The organism is Clostridium sp. MCC353 (genome assembly GCF_018785315.1).
Lineage (GTDB): Bacteria > Bacillota > Clostridia > Lachnospirales > Lachnospiraceae > CHH4-2.
Window position 1 is genome coordinate 197,879 of sequence record NZ_WQPN01000109.1, and the last position, 19,132, is coordinate 217,010.

Sequence of the window (19,132 nt, forward strand, 5' to 3'; positions counted from 1 at the left end):
TATGTTTAAGACAAATCCAGATGGTATGCGAATGGAACCTACTCCCGAGCGTGTACTTTCTGTTTGCAGATTAATTGCTCAAAAGAGCATAACCCATGAGGAACTACGTCAAGCAATGACTATGGGTCAGAGCGGTGAAAAAGAAGTTGATCAGATTAACAAATCTTTGTCAGTTGCCTTAGAAGAGTTAAATATTGTCAGAACGAAGGATAATTTGATCGAACTTGCGGTTAACCCAATGGTTGTTGCGTCGCCAGTAAACTTCCGGCGACACATTGGAATCACCACTCTTTTGAAAAAAGACACAACGTTTCATCTATTTACAAAATGGGTAATTTCAAAAAATGAAGAAATCTTCGCATTGAAAACATGGGAATCCATGGCAAAAACCTGTGGATCTCAAGTGTCTGAACTTTCTAATATGAGTGAAAACGCTGCCCTTGGTTGGCGTTTTTGGGCTACATTTTTAGGTTTTGGATATTTGAGTGGAACAATAATTATTCCCAATATGAAAATCAGAATAGAAGATATTTTGGCAACTACTTTTGCAGAAAAATTCAACTATGACCTGGCTATACGAGCAACAGATTTTATTACTTGGATATCCACAAAAGTACCTGAGGTAGACATGTCGGGAAAATTGCCATTAGCATTTTCAGCAGGGTTAAGAACCTTACATGAATTGGGGTTAATCAAGCTTGAAACATGGCGAGATTCTAATCGAATCTTCTTATATCCTGTTGACGGTGATCCTATCAATGACTTTTCTCACATTACGGTTAGAAAGGAGGTTGCAAAATGAGTTGGGAGCAATACAAATCCGCAATGGAGCGTTACGCCATAAAGACGGATGATATGGCAACAGAAGACGCCTATTTCATGTCCACTCACATGCCTTTCTCACAATTGGCCGTATACGAAGGTGGACGTACTCAAAGCGCACCCAAGATGTATAGCGAAGAGGAAGTCTTTGCTCAGCTTATATGCAATCCTGATAATGACCATCGAATGATTATCGTCAGAGGTGATAACGGTACCGGTAAGTCGCATCTTATTCGTTTCTTGAAAGCCAGACTGGAAGGGAGCCCAGCCACAGTTTATAATCCAACAACTGAGCAGCTGATTTTTCTGCGTCGTTTGAATAACTCCGTGCGAGGGGTCTTCTCTCAATTAATTGAACAGGATGTTATAAAAGATCCTGCTGTTAGTCAGAAGATAAAAAAATTCATAGCCTCATCTGATTCTAAAGATGAGGCTGCATTCCTAACAGATATCCTGTATTCTTATATTGTAGCGGTTAGTAACGATCAAACTGGCAATACATACAAGCCTGTAATATGCCGCGACATTTCCAGTTATCTGTCTGACAGCCGTGTAAAAGATCACCTTCTTCGTGAGGGAGGTGCTATTTCAAGATGCTACACTGTTATTACAGCACCAAGCAATCAAGTGTTAAAAACTACAGAAGTCTTTACAGATGAAGACTTTGATGTGCGCAAAATTATTACTGCCGTAATCAAGCAGGGCGATCCTCAGGCATCCGATTTTGCATCTACTATCAAGGGCGATCGAGATGAAATACATAAACTGGTTAATTACTTAAACCGTTTTACGAGTGAAGTTGTTAAACGCTGCGCTGACATTTCAAGTGAAAGTGCAAAAGCTGTTTTTGAGCAACTCCGAAAAGATCTAAAAAGGCAAGGAAAAAATCTCACACTGTTTATTGAGGACTTTACGGGATTCACGGGTATTGACTCAGAACTGATTACCGTATTATCTACAGAGCATGGCGGCGATTATGCAGACCTCTGCCGTGTTACCTCAATTATTGGTATCACAAATGACTACTACGACCAGTTTCGTGATAATTTCACCGATCGTGTTACCCATCAGATTAGTCTTACCGATGAATCATTTGGAAGCCCTGAATTCCTGACGCAAATGGCAGGGCGCTATATTAATTCTATTTATTGTGATGCCACAACCTTACGCGAATGGAATGATCATGGGGCAGATTTTAACTCGCTGCCGATCAACACTTTTGTACCTCCTTGCGAATGGGATACTGTTAAAATCGGTTCGAAAGAAACAACTATTTATCCCTTCAACAAAACGTCACTCGTTGCGCTTTATGAAAGCTTACCCGTAAAGAGTCCTCGTATGTTCCTAAAAGAGGTTTTACGTGCACAGCTAAAAGAATATTTTGATGGGAAGATTTATGGCGACGAATGGTATTTCCCTCTGAACCCAGGAAATGTCCAGATGAGCAAGGATCCACACAGTTCCGCTATTGATCGAATTGAAAGCCTTTCTCTTTGTGATCGAAGCCGTTTGAAAGCAATATTTGCTTTATGGGGAGATGGATCTGCTTCCGGAATCAAAGAGGCTGATGGAACCATTCGCTTTGGCGGAATCAACAAAAAATTCTTTGACGATATTGGCTTGGATTCTTTCGAAGGAATTGGTGATTTAAAAACAGAAAATCAAACCACTGGTGATGGAACAACAGGCACAAAAAAACCGCAGAAACCCGAACCGCAAAAGCCAAGAGTTGATGAAGCAGCGAAAAGCTATCAGAAGTACAAAGACGATATCAACGGATGGTTCACAAAGAGTCAACCACTTAAATTTGATGTAGACTATAGAACATGGCTTAGAGAACTAATCAAGGGTGGTGCATCCCAGGGTGGTGCTATCAACTGGCAAGATATTGGAATTCCCGCATACATTGCAGAGAAACGCCTGGAAGATTTAGGTGTATATTTCATCACCGATCAAAGCACGCCATTAAACCAAGACAAAGCTATCGTTCTAATGGATAAAAGTACATTAAGCCGTGATGCTCTTCTCGCGTTAAATGAACTGAAGTATTCAAAGGGGTGGGATTTTGATAGCGCAGCGTATTACCAACAACGGCTGATCACTTGGCTAGAGCGAGAAAAGGATTCCATCATCCAACGAGTTACCGCTTCAAAAGGCAACGAACCCGCTCTTCCTGTTATTGAATGGTGCCTAGTATTACAGTATCTTAAGGCAAAAATCTTTGGATGTAAGCTCGACAATACGAACAAATATACCTTCTTACATTCATTAATGTCGGATTTCACATATAAGGCCGATGACAAAAATAAGCGCGAGACAAAAGAATGGGGAGATCTGATTCAGTTCGTTCAAAACAGGAAATCTGAATTTGATAGTGCATATACCTTGCTCTGTAGATCGGTATCGACAACGCAAGGTGCTGTCCACTATGCGGTTGATACCCAAAATGCCTCGTGCATTAGAGCGGACGAGTTGTTGTCTATTTTGAATAAGCTTAAGAATTGTAATTGGGACATCGAAGCTGAAATACCGTCCACGATACCCGATAAGCATCTCCTTTATAACCAGGCGGCTCTGCTCAAAAAGCTATATCCGAGCGTAATAAAAGTGGTTGTAGCAGAATCTGAAAAAGCCAAACAGGTTTCTTACAATATCGAAGAATATGTTGGACCCATTAATGAGGGAAATCTGTTACAAACGCTGAACGCGATTCAGACCCTTTTTTCTGTCTTCGCTTCCAATGGAATCATTGGCAGCAATGAGATCCGTACAAAGTACGAATCTACACCCATTGATACTGCAAAGAAAATTTTGAATGCAAGGGAATCTATAAAGAAGGCTGAAGAACAACGATCCAACGCAAAAAAACTGTCAGTATTTTCAAGAAACGCTTTACATGTTCTGGCGGACTTTCTACGTGATTTACAGACAATTGCCGGCCTAGCCGAGAAAGAAGAAGCTACTGCAAACAAGGAATTAGCTAAGATCGACGGAATTGACGGTATTAATGAGATGTCCATTGCTGCTCTGGAAACTATGAAAAAGCTGTATGAATTCGTCGAAGCTACGGAGGTGTCTAATGCTACTCACTGAAACAATTCAAAAAAGTATAACCGCCATTAAGCTGCGTAGAAATGCAACTGACAACAGGGCAAAAGCCGAGTCCTATTTCAAGGCTTTGACTCAGTTGGATCAGACGGCCAAAAACATAGAAGACACCCTGAAATGTGCCATAGAAATGAAATCACAAGGCATTGTTGCGGAGCCAATACTAGTAGTAGAGGTAAAGGCTGATCTGCTTACTTGTATTGATTCATGCGGAAATGGTGTTTCTCCAGATTCTGCGGAACAGTTATCTTTAGCTACCGTAAAGTTGCTGGAGTCTAAAGGTGATGCGATTGCATCCTCAATAAAAGTCGTCTGGAAAGACGCGGCAAGTACTTACGCTAAAGGGCCTGCAGGCTATCTTTCTATGATTGGAAGTCTGACTGATAGCCCTAAACAAGCTAAAGAGCTAGTTGATGGTATCAATAAAACCACCGAAGGTGATCCGTCCATCAGAGCAATATCCAAGCTTGTAACAGACGTTGCTGCTGCGAAGAAAATCATCGAAGCATTCTCAATCAGCTCGAAAATTGAGAGTTTCCTAAAAAAGGTATCCTCCCAACAGGCTACTGTTGCAGATCTGACACCAGATGTTACTGCTTGGTTAAAAGAGAAAAAGCTTATGGAAAAACTTAAGGTTAGATTCTAAGGAGAAATAACGATGATGAAAGTTAATTGGGATGTCGAAGAACTGGTTGCGTTGATAGACGTTTACTGTTCTTCAGGCAATATGTCTGCGTCTGATATCGATGAAAAGCTTAGCTCTCTTTCGGAAAGACTTGTTAAAAGAGCTGACAAGTTAGAAATTGCACATGATGAAAAATTCAGAAATCTAAATGGAATGAAAATGATGTTCCAGAATGTTGTTTTCATTGCAACAGATGGGAAACAAGGTCTGTCTGCCGCTAGTTCAAGTATGCAGAAAGTATATTCACTCTTGCTTTCCAATCCGGAAGTTTTTGATATGATTCTTTCTGAGTTTAATCGAAAATATTAATACACCCTAAAAAAACGAAGGAACAGCCTGCAAATCCGGCTGTCCCTTCTGTTTTATACTATTGATTTTATATAATTACAAAATGCTGAGAAATCAGGGTTAACGTGAGCGTCCCACGACATACGAATTGCTTCACTAATTCGTTTTTCATCGAGCCCCATAGCGGTCAGCACATAACTTGGTGTATGGCTTCCAGAGTTACATGCTGATCCATTTGAAAATGCATATTCGTCTTTTAAGGATACAAAATAGCTTTCTGCATCCACCCCGGAAAAGCTGATGTTGATTGTATTTGAAATACAATACTGTGGATCTCCATTAACCTGATACTTCAGTTCCTTTATAGCCGACAGCAAAGAAGCTTTTATTTCTGCACATTGTTTCATATGTTCGGCCGCTTCCTCATTACAGAGTTTTACAGCAAGTGCAAAGCCGGCAACCAATGCTACTGGAGTAGTTCCAGGACGAAAACCGCGTTCTTGCTGTCCTCCAAATAGAAGCGGCTTAACAGGTGGCCGACGATAAGTTTTATCTCGCTTCAGTATCAGCGCTCCGATGCCTTGCGGACCACCCAACTTGTGCGCAGTGATACTCATCATATTATATTTGACTTTTCGTAATGAATCATTCAGCTTTCCGAATCCCTGTGTCGCGTCAATATGGAAGTATGTTTTAGTTCCAGCAAGAGCCTCTCCAACTTCTTCAATCGGCTGAATAATGCCAGTTTCGCTATTCACGTGCATCATTGACACGAGAAGAGTTTTGTCAGTTACTAAGTCTAGAATCTGACTCGGCTTTATGCGACCTGTTTCGCCAGGAGATACAAAATCCACAACACACCCTTTCGATTGCAAATATTTCATAGCCTCCAGAATAGATTTGTGCTCTATTGATGTTGTGATAAAGTGATTCCGTCCTGACTCTAGAGCATATTCAAGCAAACCAACCGTGGTCATGTTGTTACTCTCTGTGGAACCACTCGTAAATATAATATCTGTACTATCAATGCAAAGAACCTCTGCAATTGTTTTCCTTGCGTTTTCAACGATTTCCTTTGCATCCGTTCCAAAAGTATGGGTTCTACTATCGGCATTCCCATAATGAGAACGGTATACTTCAATCATACGGTCTAAAACTCGTGCATCAACTGGTGAGGAAGCATTATAATCTAGATATACCGCCATATTATTCTCCTTCTTTTGCTACTGCAGATTTTAGGAGGTCAGCACAATTCTTTAATACATCTCTCGAACTGTAATGGTTTATTCCCCTATTCAGGTGGAGACGGAAGTATTTCGCCAACGTCTTTTCATCGTCTCCAAATCCATCATTTATACATCTCTGACGAACTATTGCCTCATATATTTCTGAATACTCACCCGCAAAAGTCGACCAGTCCATTTCAACGTTGCTATCCGATAAAGGATCTATGCCTCCAGGAGGGGTTGGTTCTGCTAATGACCAACAAAGCGCCCAACGGCAGATAATATTCCAGTTTTGAATACCGGTTTTGGTTTTTATTCTAATCAGACGATCTTTTTCCGGCTGAGAAAGCTTAAAATGTTTTACGATCATAATCATGCCTCCTCAAAATATCCCTGCACAATAGATGTACATTGTTCATCTTCGCGATAGAGAAGTGTGTAATAATCCACAACATTTTCACGCACCATATCCAAATATCTGCCGTAGATTTCTTCATCGGTAGAAAGAACCATAACCTGTGAACTTGCCGCGGGAAGATATTTTGTTACAAAATTGGTTCTATGAGAAGAGTCCAGTCGTGCCATAGGCGTATCTACAATAACCGGAGCTTTATAACCCGAAGATAATGCCAACGCCCACACAATAGCCACCGCAAACATTTGCTGTTCACCTGCAGATAACTGACTCTTTAGTAACTCATTGCCATCGATGTCAATAATGGTAACATCCAAAGTTTTTGCGTTAATATCAATTCTCTTTGCCAAAGAATTCTTCTCAATCAATGTCTGAAAGCATTTTGTTGCAGTATCAGAAAGGCGTTCAACCTTTTCAAACTGAAGACGCTTCTTGAACTCGGTCAGTGTCTCAATAGACATCGCTGCATATTTGATAATACGCATGTTATCATCATTTGCATTTTCTTTCTCAGCCATGCCCTTAATGAGACGAATTCTCTTCCCGACAAGGATCTTTCTCTGACGATTCATACTTTCGATAGAGTCGCACTTTCTTTGGAATTCAGCATCAGCAATGGCCTTTTCCCTTTCAATACTCTTTAATGCTTCATATAACTGCATAGCAAGAGTTTTATCATCCGCCGCGTCAAGGTGAGCATCCAAACTCATATATTCAGCTTCCTGAGACTCAGAAGAAGAGAGCAAATTTGAAATTTTTTGAGATATCTCAGGGAAAAATTCTGATATTAGTTTTTCGTATAGCATGAGACTTGCTGGAGACATACTAATGCGATTTTCGTTTACCGCCTCACTAATATGTACAACCAACTCGTCACTGATTATTCTTTTAACCAGATCCAGCACTTCTAAAGGCAAATTACTTTCGTTTAAACGATTGATCACTCTCTGGTAACTGTCATTAACTACTGTATCTGTATGGCGTTTTACATCGCCCTGAAGCTGTTCTTGTTCTTCGTTATACGACTGAACAACCAAGTCTTTGCAGAGCGCCAATGGAGTAGCGGCACCGGAAGCCAGTTGGAGAATTTCCTGCTGGATTTGTTCTGCCAGACCTGAAATCCGATTCATCTCAGCTTTAATTGAATCACGATTTCTACTAAGATCTCCTCCAGAAGACCAAAATTCGCTCTCTTTGGTTTCAATTTGAATCGTAAGTTTTTGACACCGAAGCTCAAGCTTATTCAATTCTCTCTGTGCTTCCTCTAAACGCTGATCGATATCAGATATTTCTTTCTCGACTGCTTGATATTCTTGGTTTAATTCACTAGCCTCAAATGTTTTAAGAGCAGCTTTCTTTCTTCGAATCACCTCATCTATATGCTCAATCGTTTTTTCGATTGTTGAAACACCTATAGCAGACTTGATTGAACTCTTAATCTGTTCAAAAGAACTGTCATCAGCAAGCTGAGTTATTTTTTCATTATTGAAGAAGAAAAATCTCGCAATACCAAAAGGCAGTATTTCTTCGATGTAATAGCTCCAGTTCTCCCCCAAATATTTATCTATTGTACCGTTTTTTTCAACGCTTGTTTGCTGATCAACTTTTTTCCCCTTGAGGCTCCAAATTCGTTTCACACGAATCACTACATTGTCTTCAAGCACAAGAGTTACAGCTATGTATGTTGCGCCATCAGTAGCATGCTTGTTAATATGATCAACCAGAAGTTTATCGTATGATTTTTCTTTTTCCTGTATATATTTCAGGGCCTGCTTTCCATACAAAGCAATTAGTATGGCATCATGAAAGGTCGTTTTTCCACGGCCATTAAGACCTCCAATCAACGTAATGTTACGTTCACCAATTTTATTAGTGAGGACCATCTCATGAGTGCCCTTATATATACCGAAATTATGCAATTCAACCTTGGTAAAATACACTCGGATCACCTCACTCTACAAATTCTTCATCGTTTTCTTCCATGGCTTCAGAAAGTTTAGTTGCTCGAGAAGAAGCAATGCCTTCAGCTTCTGTTTCATTTTTATAAAAAGCTTTCTTAATCTCTTTTTCCAGATTGTTAATTACATTTCGCTTATTAGAAATAGCCGCTGCTTTGGCTTCAACATCAAGTAAAGCTTTCAACATCTGAGGCATAAGCGTCTCCTCATAACACATGTCAGCACATACTTGTTTGAGAATTTCTGTTTCCGTTGCTCCAAAGTATTTGTTCTTTCCTATAATTCCATCACTATAAGGTTTTCCTGTTTCTTCCTCATAGATTCTAGGAAGAATATCTTCAAATTCATGAAACTCATCTAACCAAATCTGCCGGATGAGTTTTAATTCATCCATTGTAATAAGAGGAACATCCTTGATTTCGTCCGGGCCAATTTCATGAACAAGTTTTTCAACCTGAAGCAGTTTGCGCAGAAAATCTTCACGCGTTTCCTGTGTATACGGTCCATGTACCAGTCCGTTATTGTGCCAAGTCAAATGACCGTCACGCCTTCTAAAGTCTCGGCGTTTTCTATCATTTTTCCAGTCACCAGCAATATAATTTCTAAAATCCAGCATTGGCAACATCCACGATTTTTCTTCATCATTTTGAATCATAGCAGCCATAGACTTATCCTCTGTTACCATAGTACAAACCCAACATCCAAAACGGCTATTCCCACAAGAAGGTGTAGATGTATCAATGACAAGAGGACATTCACCATCAGCAGAAGCACCGCTATACATAGCAAGCAAATCTTTATTTGAATGGCCCCAAGGATTCTCGTACTGAACTAAAAACTGCCACACATTATCGTTCAGCCAGTTTTCAATAGGTGTAAATACATACGAGTTCGGGAATGAGCCATTAGGGCTCAGATGATCTCTATAGCGTTTTTTCTCATATCCCTCCATAATGGCTTTACGAGTTGCACTTTCTGCTTTTCTGGAGCCAAGTACCATAATAGCTTCGCTTTCAGCGTCAAGAACTTCCTTTATGAACCGATTGGAAGGGTCTATTTTCATTCTGTCTGTGCACCAGCGAAAATCTCTTCTAGGATATGGGTAACCTCTACCAATTAAATTCACCCAGAACGTGTTTGTAATAGCAGGAGTGAGCCTGTGCGGAATAATTGGCAATTTCGCAGCCTTCGCACGTTCGGTCATTTTCTTTAATGATTCTGTTGCCCAAATAGCGACAACCGGAGATTCTACCAGTGTATCCGTGCATATTACATGAACCGCTTTCTTTAATTTCTCTTTCGGTAATTCAGAAAGCGCCATCCATACAAGCTGAACGACAGCAGTAGAATCCTTACCTCCACTATAACCACAAATCCATGGAATCATATCTTCGAGATATAATCCCTTTATAGTTTCAATCACTTCTCTAATATCATTTCTGGTTAGATTTGCCATTGTTTTCATCAGTCTCTTCCATCATTATTTTTTCAATATAAGTAGATAAGGCCTTTTGAGAAGATCTGTTAGCTGCCACCTTGCCATTAACAAAAACCAGATTATTCCAAATAGGGTTATCCTTTTTCCAGTCGACATTCGAAAGGTTAGCAACTCTCTTTTTCCAATCCTGAGGATAGGCGTGTAATAATTTATTTCCGCCATGTCCTATAGCAACCAAAGTAATGCTCAGTGAACAAATACTATTGCTTCTAACATCAGACGACTTCTGCTCATGCCTCATTACCGCAATCCATTCCGGCATATTCAATGCCACTTCATTCCAAAACTCAACAGCCAGCCCCGTTTTTTGAGATATATCAAGTTTTATGTCTTTTAACAGCTCGACAGTTGCTGCACTAATAGCACTTAAAGTAAATAACGCTTTTGACCTATTTGAAACAGTAGTCTTTTCCTTTTCAGTCAATCCTGTGAATACAGAAACATCCTTGATAACATCTTTTGCAATAATAGAGGATTCTTCCCTGGAATTAAACAATATGTTTATTGATTTTGTTGGTCGTATCGCATATCTATTAAGATCCGAAAACATCTGCTGTGAAGATTTAAGTCCTTTGTCATGGTAGAACACTACAGAAATATGCTCATTCTTCAACTCGGGATTAATCTTGATGGCTTCAGCTATTGCAGCACGTCTATGCTGGCCATCATTTATCAAAAATCTTGCGCTCATTGAAATAGATACGTGACCGATCATGGAGTCTACATCATTTATTGGTTCAAAAAGCATTTCTCCATCAACCGATACAGTTAATGATGAAAAGACGTATGATTCGGGGTTATTAATTATGTAATCCCTCATTTCTGGAATGCGGGATTTATTTAGTACTCTCTGAGCTCTTATTTCCGGAGGTAACTCTTCATTAGCAAACTGAAAGATTTTCGGAATTATCTCCAAAGGAACCATTGCAGTAAAATATTCTTTATTTGCTTGTATACCTTTTACAGCAGGAAAAACAAAAGATGCATTGTCCATTTCTCTTCCTCATAAATTCACTTTGGTTAATGGAATAAAGTTTAAAATGCATTAAGCGGTTTTAAGCCAACTGGATCAACAAAATAAAGATACCGATTAGTGGCACGAAACACTTTAATTACATCTCCAACAGAAATACTGTTATTGCGAAATGAATTCTTCTTGTCAATTATCGATTCAACCATTTGCTCTAGCGGTGCATCATAAGTTAATAAACCACATTCACACAGCTTGTAATCAGAAATCGTTGGCTGAATAGAGTATTCTGAAAGGGTCTGAAGAGAGCAGAATCTTTGAATGGCGTATTTCGTGTCATCCTTTATTTTATATTGCTCATAGACAGGGGAAACGAGCCCTGAATAATATGATAAGCATCGCTCCTTGAATCCATTGTGCATATGCGTCCCTCCATGTCAATGCTCAATATTTGTATTATACATCCTTTTGGAAGTCTTGTAAATCATTTTGTTTGTCTTTATAGAGACAAACATATTTGCTAATTGACAAGCAGCGGGCAACTTTTCCCAAATCTTACAATTTCAGAAACTTGTTGGGATATCCCAAGCCCTTATCGATCATCTCGGGCGATGGCTACGCATTTTTTCGAAACGCTTATACAAAAATCATGCCCCCGTCCATGATATGCCCTTTGTCAAATAGACAAGGGGCATATCAATAGCGGATGGTTTATTGTTTCGGGCATTTCCATTCTTCGGATCGTAAATGCTCCATAGCCAGTACCTGGCTAAAAACAATGCCGTCCTTTGTGAGCGGCAGATATAAACGAATCTGTTCATTTTTCGGATGCATCACCTCTTTCAAGAAAGAGAGGATGCCGTCCGGAGCATCGTCGCTTACTACCACAACGGTGTCACCGCGTCGGATCCGGATTGCTGCCTTTGAGTCTGGAGCAGCTGCGGCTAGTATCTGAGCGAATAGTTCGGAAACAGGAACCTCTTTGAGAGAAGGGTCTGGTGTTTCACTAACATCAAGTGCCATTTTTCTCAGCCGGTTTAACCTGTAATAATACACAGACTCCTGGTTACCGTCATCAGCACACCATTCTCTGATCGTCAGACCACTATGATTGCGCTGCTTAATCATTGCAGCCCAGCTGGCTGCACGGATCTGCATAACTTCATACATACTTGAGATCTCCTATAAAAACTCAAAAAATTCTAATCAAAATTCCTAGATTTTTCCAAGCGGATTTGATGATATCATTATCGCATAAAACCAATTGCAATCCAGCCCACAGATTATGGAGTATTTACAATCCAACAACAATCTACTAAAGCCATACAAATTGGCTGCCCCAAAAAGAGCAACCACCACTTACAAATTGAAGAATTTGTCCTATACCTCATTACTTATACAATTAATAATTCCTTTTCGACAAAAGCCCTTACATATCCTTTCCTAAATCACCCCCAACCTTCCCTACCAAATATAACAGAACTGCATACTTCCTTCCACGCCCTCCCCCATAAGTATTCTTCAGGCTATAAACATAATCCAGCTTTCCCTTCTCCAGCAGCCCATTGGCTATCACAGCAATCTCTTTTTCCGTTTCATCTCAACTCCATAATTCTTATAATCCAACCGACTTCGCACGTAAAAGTCCCGCTCATCTTCTCATCCGTTCCGAACCAGGGAACCTGACCTGCGGTTTCACGCCGCTTAATCCTGTCTACCAGATTTAAATACACAAAATTCTCACACAGGTAACCATCAATTGTTTCCTGAACCGTACCGGTAAGAGAAAGGCATCTGTTTGCGATTCCCAGATCCATAAAATAGTAACGGGAATTTTCAACAATATTCAAGTTATCGCAATCAACGCTCTTACTACAATATCAAATATGGTGCGATGAATAAAGTCAGTTGATTGCGTAATTAACTATCTTTTTCGCTATCCTGCCGCTCTCTTCCTTAAATATAATATTAGTTAAATCTGTAATTAAATCCTTAGTCCCCTTCTTTTTTTCAGCATCATCGCCGCGATGGACGAAAACACCTTATCAAAAGTTGCAGTCTCCAATGGACTGTCAAAGTATCTGGTCGATTCCTTGACAAAAATTGCCACATGATTCTCACTCAAATCCGCACATGCCTCGATACTTCCAGTCCCAATATATGTTTTTACGACCTCCGGGTACCCCCCAATGTGCAGGTAGATATCAAAATATTTCTTCAACTTGTCATAATCTTCATAGCCGGAAGCGTCAAACAAATCAATGTTTTCATATAAATCCCTCATATGAAAGGCATCTAAAAACTCCAGAAATGTCAAGGATGTCATCGTGAGTGACTCCACGTTTCCAGCAAACAGAAAATATTCTTTTTCCCCAGGTAACTTCCGGTCACAATAAAATAGCACTTAAATTCCTTTGAAAATTCCCTGATCTTACTATAGACTATCGGAGAATCCTGGATTTCATCTATGACAACCAACAAATCATTCTTGTCAATGAAATTCGGCTTATACAACTCAATTGCCCTGTGAATCAGCTTTTCAACCGGTATCTGTCAAGGTTCCCAATTTAGTGTCGTCTCCAAACACTATAAGAATCTCTGTCCAGTAGAGCCAATCATATTAGTGTAAATATAAGACTTATATTCCTTAGAAAATGAATCTAAAATAAAAGTTTACCCCACCTGGCATGCCCCTTCCACTTCCAGCAGTTTGTGAGAATTTCTTTTTTTCACTCGAAAAGTCTATTATAAATATCTCTCTTTAATTCCATTCTAGTCACCGCCTTTGATATCCAAGTCATGCCTCTCTTTGTATTCCATCATACTATTTTTGAAATCGTAAGCAATTATAATATAATCACACAATTCTACTGCATAACCGCTTTATCGACAAAACCAGTTGTTATAAATATCACTCCAAATACCTTTCGCTTACGATCCCAACTTCCTTTTTATTCGCTCTTCCATAAATCATCTTCCGGCACACCGGACACTTATACCAGTCCTCCTTCATCCTGCCTTCCGTTAGTATTTCATTATGGCATTACTTACAATAAAGGGACGAAAATATAATCTCGATGGCAATGACCGGTTTCTTAATCTGTTTCACAAACTCGCACTGCTCATTAATTTCCTTTTCCCTTTTAAGAATAGCTTTTCTTTTCTCCTATATGCTCCTCTAACTCCATAAACAAATTCATCTTCTCTCTGCCGAATTTTAAGATCCTCTATACTTTTTTCCAGCATAGTAATCCTGACCGTTATCTTTCTATTAAGTATTTTTATCTGCTTTTCAATAAAATTCATACAAACCTCCATTAAAAAATGGTATTACCGCCCACTCCATGCAGTAATGCCATTTTAATTTTAATTATTGATCTTCCTAATATACTATAACACTATATATTTATCACCTTATAAGTCGTCTCGCAATGTTTTTTATTATGGGCGATTTCCACACATAAAACTTCTCCGGACAAACCTGTATAATACTGATTGTCCAATATTTGTTGCAACGCCTGTTCTTTTAACTGCCTAATATCCTCTCCCTGCTTAAACTCCACAATGACGTTGATATTCTTCGGAGACAAAGACTGTAGTGTGATATCACTTCAGCCATAACTGGTTTCCAGGTTACTGGTCACCTTATAGGAACCTCACAGTGTAATGCCCATACCAAGGAACAACATATGATAGGCATTTTCTCTGGCATCCATATAGCTGGTACAGGAAAGCACAATCTCCTGGTACATTTAAAGAAAAAGTTTCATGTCCTTATTTAGCAGACAGGACATCATCTGCTTTAAGTCCAAGTAATCAATACCGGATATCTCAGCAATCAGCACTTGGATCTCTGACATCACCTCATCATTAGGAATCTTCACCACCGCAGTGTTTTCATCCACCCGCCTCAGAGCAGTCAAATAGCCGGTATTCACCAGAAGTCCCCACAGGCTATGATTACTATCCCTTTCAATATACGAAATTTCCAGTGTAATCCATACCGCAATTTCTTTTCCCGAAATCAACTGTTCTAACTTTTCCCAAAAGCGCCGGTCTGCCGTCTGCAGCGCCTTTTTTAACAGATAATTAGAGGACGTATTAATCCAGTAATTATCTAAACTGCCTAAATCAGCATAATTTAAGATCGACCAGGGATTATGCATTTCAATGTCCCCAAATCGATACCCGTCATATTTTTTACACACTTTCTCATCCAGTTTCAAACTGTAGTCGGCTAAAAGCTTCTCGGTTTCTTCCGCAGTCAAACCTAAATACGGTGCATATGTCTTATGCAGCGCTGTGTATACCCTGGCATTATTAAACTGCGAAAAAATACTCTCCTTCGCCACCCGATGAACTCCTGTAAGAAGCGCCTATCCAAAGACAGAATTCCCCTTCATTGCGCTTCCGTAAAGATTTGAAAAGAACTGGCCCAGTTTTTCATGATAACCATATTCGTAACTACTCATAATTGGCTGATCGTACTCGTCAATCAACAGAATAGGTGCAATACCATAGCCGTTCTTGACAAATTGTGTCAAAAGCTGAATCGAAAAAGAATACTGCCCATAGTTTGCCTGGGGATTTCTCAAAACATCTATCATCGCATAAAAATCCCTTGTTTCAAAGGAATCCTTATCTACTTTATTCCTTAACAGCTTCTCATACCGTAAATATTCCTGATACAGATTCCGTTTTACAAGAAACATCAGCTCATCAGCAGTTGCGCCTTTGCAGTCTTTAAAGGTGAAATAAATAATTGATCGGGAATTGATCTGATCCGCCTACTCCGTCTCCATTATTGCTAGACCCTCAAAAAGTTCCCAGCTGTCCTTTGTAATGTCGAAAAACTCCCGAAGCATCGTCATATGTCAGCTAAGTTGGGGGAATTGCTTCCCCTTTCTCGCCTAAGAACTGTACGTGTCAGTTTCCCGACATACAGCTCAAGCATACCTTTATCTTCTGTTCAGATGATTCCGCTTAGCCTTAGTTGTTTTATCTCTTCACATACCTTGGCTATCTGCTTATTGTCTGGCTGGGGCGCTTTCTTTGGCAGCCTGTAGTAATATATCCTTTTACATAACAGGTGTACCAACTGGAGGTTTTTGTATTCTTCCGTTCCTCCGTGCTCCTTTGGGATTTTGTGCTTCAGAATCAGTTTCTCCTCCGGCTCCATTATCCCTTCTCCACACAGCGGGCATTTGTAACCTTGCATTTTTGACAGCTTCTGCCTGCTTCCTATCGTGTTTCCTTCAAACGTTTTTCTCTTTCTTGCTTCGTAGTATTCCTTGAGCTCTCTGTCATACGGGCTATTCTTGTATGCTACCAGCGTGTGTCTTTTGATTGCCGTCCAGGACATCTTTTTCAGTTGGTTTCCTGTGTCCGGAGCCGTCAGTATCCAACGGTCACGGCTTTGGCCTGTCCGGTCTGGTTTGTAATATCGGGGGATTATCCAGTGTCTCCACCCCTTTTTCGGGTGGAGTCGTTTTACGAATCGGTATGTGATGTTCCAGATGTGGTTATCTATCTCGGAGAAGGTTTTCTTTGCGTTCATGGGGCGCCAGTAGTTGGCTACTCCTGTCAATATCGCGTTCAGCTCTTTTATCACTGCATTCACGTTACTGCCATGAAGTTTTTTCACCGTCTCCGACATCTCTTTCTTCACTTCCTTCACACTCTTCTTCGATGGCCTCACCAGCAGCTTACTTCCCTGCTGGCATTGGTACCTCCGTATTGTGAATCCCAGAAAGTCAAATCCTTCCCCTACCGATGTTACTCTGGTCTTTTCCTCTGATAATTCCAATCCTCGCTCTTTTAGGTATGGCTTCAGTTTCTCATAGATTCCTTCTGCCTTTTCGCGGCTTTCACACATCACGACAAAATCGTCGGCATAAAATACGATGCTGTATTCTGACTGATTGGTATGGCTTGTGTTCCGGTTCCAGCATCTGCTTTCACGGTACCGGATTCCCAGTTCCCTCTCCATTCCGGTCAGGGCTATGTTTGCCAGCAATGGCGATATCAGTGACCCCTGGCCGCTTCCCTGTTGTGTTTCTTCGAATACTCCGTTATCCACATACCCGGCTTTCAGCCAGCCCTTGACTGCTTCTATTCCCGGAAATCCTTTTATTTTCTCCAGTATGTATTCCTGATTCAGGTTATCAAAACAGCCTTTGAAATCTCCTTCGAATACCCATTGTTTCTTCCCTCCGCTGCATGTGTTGTAAATTCTCATAACCGCATCGTGGCAGCCTCTTCCCGGCCTGAATCCATAGGTGGTTGGCTTGAATCTTGCTTCCCACTGGGGTTCCAGCGCTGTTTTCGCTATATTTTGATAGATACGGTCCTTTATCGTTGGAATTGATAATGGCCGCAGCTTTCCATTCTTCTTTTTGATGTAGGTTCTATAGCTGGGTTTCGCCTTATGGTATCGGATATCCTTCTGGCTCATTTCCTGATACAGGTCTATGCGTTCTTTCCCTGTCAGGGCTGTTTCTCCATCGATTCCCGGAGTTTTCTTTCCTTTGTTTGTCTGTGTAACACGTTTGATTGACAGTAACAGGACTGCCCTGCTATGCAGCACAAGTCTTTGCAGGTCTCTGACCCTGCGTTTGTTTCCCTGAACTTCGGCACGGTATATTCGTTGTTGCAGTTTCACTATATATCTGGTTATCTCTTTCCATTCAATGGTTTCCCACCTGATATTGGAAGGCACCGCGGACTTCATTTGATATGAAGCATTTCTCATCTTGTGTCTCCCTTTCGTTCTCTGCTTTCCGCTTTATTTCCGTGTTGTACACCAGTCAGAAGTCTGCACCCTTTCGGGTATATCTTTCGATATAATCCGCCCGGTTATTTTCCTTCCCGTCTGCTTGCGCAGCGGCGGCCTTCGCTTTCTCTGACGTTCCCATACCCTGAAAGGATTCCGCCTTCCTTACGGTCGGCCTACCACATGTATGGACTTTACAGGGCTTACCATGTTTCACTTCTACCAGATTTATACAGGTTAGGTCTACTCAATCCGCCGCCAGACTTATGGGTAGTGTAGCATATGTTCCTGCCTGGTATACGACAGTGCTCCATATCCTATCTGCCGCTGGCAATTACGACGTTTAAATCATAGACCGTACCATACTTTCCCTTGCCCTGTCTGTTCTGGATACTGAACTTTCATTAGGCTTTCCCTCATGCAACCGACCCTGGAGTTGCTTCCAACGTCGTTTCGGGTGGGAATACCTTTCACTACAAAGGCAGCAGTTTCACTGCACTGGTAAATATAGCGATTGCTATATCTGAAAGAAGCGACTTCATGTCGCACTGAGCGTCTTCCCGAACCGTCTGGGCCGGACGACTAGCGCCACCTCGTCCCGCATTTCAAGGGAATCCTTTATCATCAGTGTTTTATCCACGTAATAGGCATTATTTCCCGCAGTTTCCGGAAATCGTCGGTTCCAATGGGTAACGTTTTTCCTCCTTCTATATTTTCAACCTTCTTTTTCTCTGCCTGTTACCATCATATCATATTCCCAAACGGCTTTCCACAGATATCTTCTTGGAGAAAAAAGGAGATTCGAGGCAAGGGGCTTATTTGTAAAACACCGCCTGACCGGAATTGAAAAAGTCTCGGAAATTAAAATTTCCGAGACTTTCATAAGAGAGGCGACAACCAGATTTGAACTGGTGATAGAGGTGTTGCAGACCTTTGCCTTACCACTTGGCTATGTCGCCATACATATGATATTGTAAAAAGTTGAACTTCTATAGAATTTCAACTCTAATGACCCCAACGAGATTCGAACTCGTGTTACCGCCGTGAAAGGGCGATGTCTTAACCGCTTGACCATGGGGCCGGATTTTTTATATAATACTATATTTTTTTGCATCTGTCAACCCATATCGAGCAGTTTCAACTCCCTGAGTAGGACTCGAACCTACGACACCGCGGTTAACAGCCGCGTGCTCTACCGACTGAGCTATCAAGGATCATAGGGTATGTACCCTCAAAACCACACACTGAATTATATATCATCCACAGCATCTCTGCCGTTCCATCCGTTCCGGTTTCATACCGGTTCCTCTTTCCTAAACCAACTTGGTTAAGCCCTCGACCGATTAGTAACAGTCAGCTGCACATGTTGCCATGCTTCCACCTCTGCCCT

17 protein-coding genes, 3 tRNA genes and 1 pseudogene are annotated in these 19,132 nt (G+C 40.8%); 4 read left to right on the forward strand and 17 right to left on the reverse strand.

The features are described 5' to 3' along the window. The first annotated feature begins 1 nt into the window (after window position 1). The 4 genes from GPL15_RS19130 to GPL15_RS19145 are packed head-to-tail and all read left to right on the forward strand — an operon-like array spanning window position 2 to window position 4,924. Window positions 2-802 carry a hypothetical protein gene (locus GPL15_RS19130; RefSeq protein WP_215700277.1) on the forward strand — a complete coding sequence of 267 codons (801 nt, stop codon included), beginning with the start codon at window positions 2-4 and terminating at the stop codon, window positions 800-802. Continuing rightward, window positions 799-3,915 carry a hypothetical protein gene (locus tag GPL15_RS19135; protein ID WP_215700278.1) on the forward strand — a complete coding sequence of 1,039 codons (3,117 nt, stop codon included), beginning with the start codon at window positions 799-801 and terminating at the stop codon, window positions 3,913-3,915. Before GPL15_RS19130 ends, GPL15_RS19135 begins: the two co-directional genes overlap by 4 nt. Further along, the gene (locus tag GPL15_RS19140) at window positions 3,902-4,576 is read left to right on the forward strand and encodes a hypothetical protein (protein WP_215700279.1); all 675 of its coding nucleotides are present in this window, start codon (window positions 3,902-3,904) and stop codon (window positions 4,574-4,576) included. The genes GPL15_RS19135 and GPL15_RS19140 overlap by 14 nt, the downstream gene beginning before the upstream one ends. A gap of 12 nt (window positions 4,577-4,588) precedes the next feature. Next, window positions 4,589-4,924 (forward strand): hypothetical protein, encoded by a 336-nt coding sequence (locus GPL15_RS19145; protein ID WP_215700280.1) that lies wholly within the window; start codon window positions 4,589-4,591, stop codon window positions 4,922-4,924. Between the two features lie 53 nt (window positions 4,925-4,977). Here the strand turns inward: GPL15_RS19145 and GPL15_RS19150 are convergent, their stop codons facing one another. The 17 genes and pseudogenes from GPL15_RS19150 to GPL15_RS19230 form a co-directional block, all read right to left on the reverse strand. Further along, window positions 4,978-6,108, reverse strand: coding sequence for a cysteine desulfurase family protein (locus tag GPL15_RS19150; RefSeq protein WP_215700281.1), 1,131 nt, complete (start codon window positions 6,106-6,108; stop codon window positions 4,978-4,980). A 1-nt stretch (window position 6,109) separates the two neighbouring features. Beyond that, window positions 6,110-6,499 (reverse strand): DNA sulfur modification protein DndE, encoded by a 390-nt coding sequence (dndE, locus tag GPL15_RS19155; protein WP_215700282.1) that lies wholly within the window; start codon window positions 6,497-6,499, stop codon window positions 6,110-6,112. Between the two features lie 2 nt (window positions 6,500-6,501). Beyond that, on the reverse strand, window positions 6,502-8,484 hold the full coding sequence (gene dndD / locus GPL15_RS19160) for a DNA sulfur modification protein DndD (RefSeq protein ID WP_215700283.1): 1,983 nt from the start codon (window positions 8,482-8,484) through the stop codon (window positions 6,502-6,504). Between the two features lie 10 nt (window positions 8,485-8,494). After that, window positions 8,495-9,967 (reverse strand): DNA phosphorothioation system sulfurtransferase DndC, encoded by a 1,473-nt coding sequence (dndC, locus tag GPL15_RS19165; RefSeq protein WP_252198504.1) that lies wholly within the window; start codon window positions 9,965-9,967, stop codon window positions 8,495-8,497. Further along, on the reverse strand, window positions 9,936-10,994 hold the full coding sequence (gene dndB, locus GPL15_RS19170; protein ID WP_215700284.1) for a DNA sulfur modification protein DndB: 1,059 nt from the start codon (window positions 10,992-10,994) through the stop codon (window positions 9,936-9,938). Before dndB ends, dndC begins: the two co-directional genes overlap by 32 nt. Window positions 10,995-11,035: 41 nt before the next feature. Beyond that, window positions 11,036-11,392, reverse strand: coding sequence for a YodL domain-containing protein (locus tag GPL15_RS19175; protein ID WP_215700285.1), 357 nt, complete (start codon window positions 11,390-11,392; stop codon window positions 11,036-11,038). A 289-nt stretch (window positions 11,393-11,681) separates the two neighbouring features. Beyond that, complete coding sequence (locus GPL15_RS19180; RefSeq protein ID WP_252198505.1) at window positions 11,682-12,140, reverse strand: IS66 family insertion sequence element accessory protein TnpB; 459 nt, start codon at window positions 12,138-12,140, stop codon at window positions 11,682-11,684. A 425-nt stretch (window positions 12,141-12,565) separates the two neighbouring features. Continuing rightward, complete coding sequence (locus GPL15_RS19185; protein WP_215700286.1) at window positions 12,566-12,820, reverse strand: hypothetical protein; 255 nt, start codon at window positions 12,818-12,820, stop codon at window positions 12,566-12,568. 134 nt (window positions 12,821-12,954) lie between these two features. Beyond that, a complete protein-coding gene (locus tag GPL15_RS19190; protein ID WP_215700287.1) occupies window positions 12,955-13,296 on the reverse strand; it encodes a hypothetical protein in 342 nt (113 codons plus the stop codon). 779 nt (window positions 13,297-14,075) lie between these two features. Continuing rightward, window positions 14,076-14,276 (reverse strand): hypothetical protein, encoded by a 201-nt coding sequence (locus GPL15_RS19195; RefSeq protein ID WP_215700288.1) that lies wholly within the window; start codon window positions 14,274-14,276, stop codon window positions 14,076-14,078. Between the two features lie 446 nt (window positions 14,277-14,722). Continuing rightward, a pseudogene (locus GPL15_RS28135) lies at window positions 14,723-15,334 on the reverse strand (AAA family ATPase); the annotation flags it as partial. Window positions 15,335-15,346: 12 nt separating this feature from the next. Beyond that, window positions 15,347-15,682, reverse strand: a complete 336-nt coding sequence (locus GPL15_RS28140; protein WP_215700290.1) for a hypothetical protein — start codon at window positions 15,680-15,682, stop codon at window positions 15,347-15,349. Window positions 15,683-15,939: 257 nt separating this feature from the next. Continuing rightward, window positions 15,940-17,721 carry a group II intron reverse transcriptase/maturase gene (ltrA, locus tag GPL15_RS19210; protein ID WP_215700291.1) on the reverse strand — a complete coding sequence of 594 codons (1,782 nt, stop codon included), beginning with the start codon at window positions 17,719-17,721 and terminating at the stop codon, window positions 15,940-15,942. Between the two features lie 559 nt (window positions 17,722-18,280). Continuing rightward, complete coding sequence (locus tag GPL15_RS19215; RefSeq protein ID WP_215700296.1) at window positions 18,281-18,367, reverse strand: hypothetical protein; 87 nt, start codon at window positions 18,365-18,367, stop codon at window positions 18,281-18,283. A 263-nt stretch (window positions 18,368-18,630) separates the two neighbouring features. Then, window positions 18,631-18,701: transfer RNA gene (locus tag GPL15_RS19220), tRNA-Cys, on the reverse strand. A gap of 50 nt (window positions 18,702-18,751) precedes the next feature. Then, window positions 18,752-18,823, reverse strand: a tRNA-Glu gene (locus GPL15_RS19225). 60 nt (window positions 18,824-18,883) lie between these two features. Then, window positions 18,884-18,956, reverse strand: a tRNA-Asn gene (locus tag GPL15_RS19230). Between the last annotated feature and the right edge of the window lie 176 nt (window positions 18,957-19,132).